Raw genomic sequence first — 2,035 nt, 5'->3', positions numbered from 1 at the left:
TGTTTGCAAAAGCAAAAAGCGCGCCGACGGTAACGCCTCTTCGAGGCTCACCTACGACCAACGTCGATAAGCCTTGGATCGTTAGTCGACATGCCAAAAAAATATTTCTAAATAAAAGGATCAATGATCTATTTATTCATGCAAATAGTCACGACCTAAGCAATGTGCTATTCATCTCTATGTTTTCTACTCAAATCGAAAGAAGCCTATGGTAACCTAACGGTATAGTTAGGAAAATAGATAAAAATGTATAAATATTCCATGAAAATAAAAACAATACATTCTTTATTATTGATTATCAAACTAAGGATGGAAAATTAACATTCAAAATATTATATGAAGAAAACTAACGTAAATTGCAAAATAATATCTACCCTAATACTATTAACGATCTGTTCTTTAACACCTATATTTTCGGCAGAATTGACTGTATTTGAATTACAGGATATTATTCACGAAAATATTCTCGCCTATAAAGATACTTATGACAATAAGAAAATTAGACTTACCGGATTCGTTTATAGTGTCGATGAACATGGCGACAATTACGCTATCAATTTTGAAACCAAAGATTTATTCAATATTTCTATATATTGCCTATTGAATGAAAAATCTCTTTCCAAAGCATCAAAGCTAAAAAAAGGAACGAAAGTCTCTGTTGAAGGAATAGCAATTTATTCCAACGGCATGCCGTTCCGTGATGTAACTTTGCAAGATTGCACACTACTTAGTGCAAATAAAAAAGATTAACTCGATAAACTTTGACACGCCGACTAACTAAAGCTTACCGCTTCGCTTCGGGATTTGCACAGCAAACCCTTGCTCGGTCTACGACACATTGGCTTTCTGTAACTCGCTTGCAAACGCAAGCTCTGCGCCAGTCCCTAACGTCCCTTCGGGACTCAGGGTCAGCCAACGTCGGCAAGCCTAGTTCGTTATGCGCCATTCTAAAAAATACTTAAGTATGGAACGAATTATTTATACTAAAACTAATGGAGCTACTTAATGCCTGAAAAGAAATTTCTAGAAGAATATCCACTTTATAAAAAATACGCAATCTCTAGTATAGCAGCAACTCTTGATTTATTACCAAAACCCGCTATTTTAATGTACTGCGAAATTTGCAAAGAAAATCACACTTTTAATATGACTAATCATTACTGGGATGGGTTTCACTACACTAATGTTTCATGCAATGGCCTTGTAGTAAAATTAGAATATTTATGTATGCATTGTCAAAAAGAGGACCGGCTTTTTTTTATAAAAATTGCAAATGATAAAAAATGGCTCATGAAGATTGGACAGTATCCGGCTTGGGAAATTAGAGGAGATCGAAATATAGAAAAAATGCTTCATGATTTTAAAGATTACTTCAAAAAAGGATTAGTTTGCGAGTCACAAGGATATGGGATCGGAGCATTTGGGTATTATCGCAGAATTGTTGAGGAAATACTAGATCAACTTCTTGATGAAATATCTTTATTGTTGTCAGGAGAAGATTTAAATCAATATAATGTTGCCCTACAGAAAACAAAACAAACTATCGTAGCTCAAGAAAAGATAGAATTGGTCAAAGAGTTGCTTCCTCCAATTCTAAGACCAAATAATATGAATCCATTGCAAATTCTGCATTCTGCCCTCAGCGAAGGCTTGCATGCTCGTTCGGATGAAGAATGTCTTGAATACTCTGATCAATGTAGATCAATTATTATTTTTCTTGTGAATCAAATACAAATTAGTAAAAATTCAGCTAAAGATTTCTCTGAGAGTATGAAGAAGGTATTAGACAAAAAGAAAGGGTAGCTTTTACAAACATGCATTAGAACGGCGCATAACTACGGCTGACCCGCTACGCTTCGGGACTCGCACCCTCGCTCGGCCTAAAGGCACATTGGCTACTGTCACTCCTCTTGCATACGCAAGCCTCGTGCCAGCTTAGCCAACGTCGGGTAGCCTAGTTCGTTATGCGCAACTCTTTAAAATGAACATTCAATACATAAGTTACTCAATACTCGCATTTTTATTTTTAATTCTA

Annotated in this window: 2 protein-coding genes; both read left to right on the top strand. The window is 35.7% G+C overall.

All coding sequences use genetic code 11. From position 1 onward, the window contains the following. Positions 1 to 336: 336 nt before the first annotated feature. A complete protein-coding gene (locus EHS15_RS16090) occupies positions 337 to 750 on the top strand; it encodes an OB-fold protein (RefSeq protein WP_135761616.1) in 414 nt (137 codons plus the stop codon). A 255-nt stretch (positions 751 to 1,005) separates the two neighbouring features. Then, entirely contained in the window at positions 1,006 to 1,803 is a 798-nt protein-coding gene (locus tag EHS15_RS16085; protein WP_135761615.1) for a hypothetical protein, read from the top strand. Positions 1,804 to 2,035: the final 232 nt, after the last annotated feature.

Origin of the sequence: Leptospira idonii, from assembly GCF_004770995.1 — a bacterium.
In the GTDB taxonomy this organism is placed as follows: Bacteria; Spirochaetota; Leptospiria; order Leptospirales; family Leptospiraceae; genus Leptospira_A; species Leptospira_A idonii.
This window is presented reverse-complemented; position numbering and strand designations above follow the sequence as displayed.

Excerpts from the sequence above, each read along its gene's own strand:
- EHS15_RS16085 (WP_135761615.1), top strand. The coding sequence starts at position 1,006 with ATGCCTGAAAAGAAATTTCTAGAAGAATATCCACTTTATAAAAAATAC.
- EHS15_RS16090 (WP_135761616.1), top strand. The coding sequence starts at position 337 with ATGAAGAAAACTAACGTAAATTGCAAAATAATATCTACCCTAATACTA.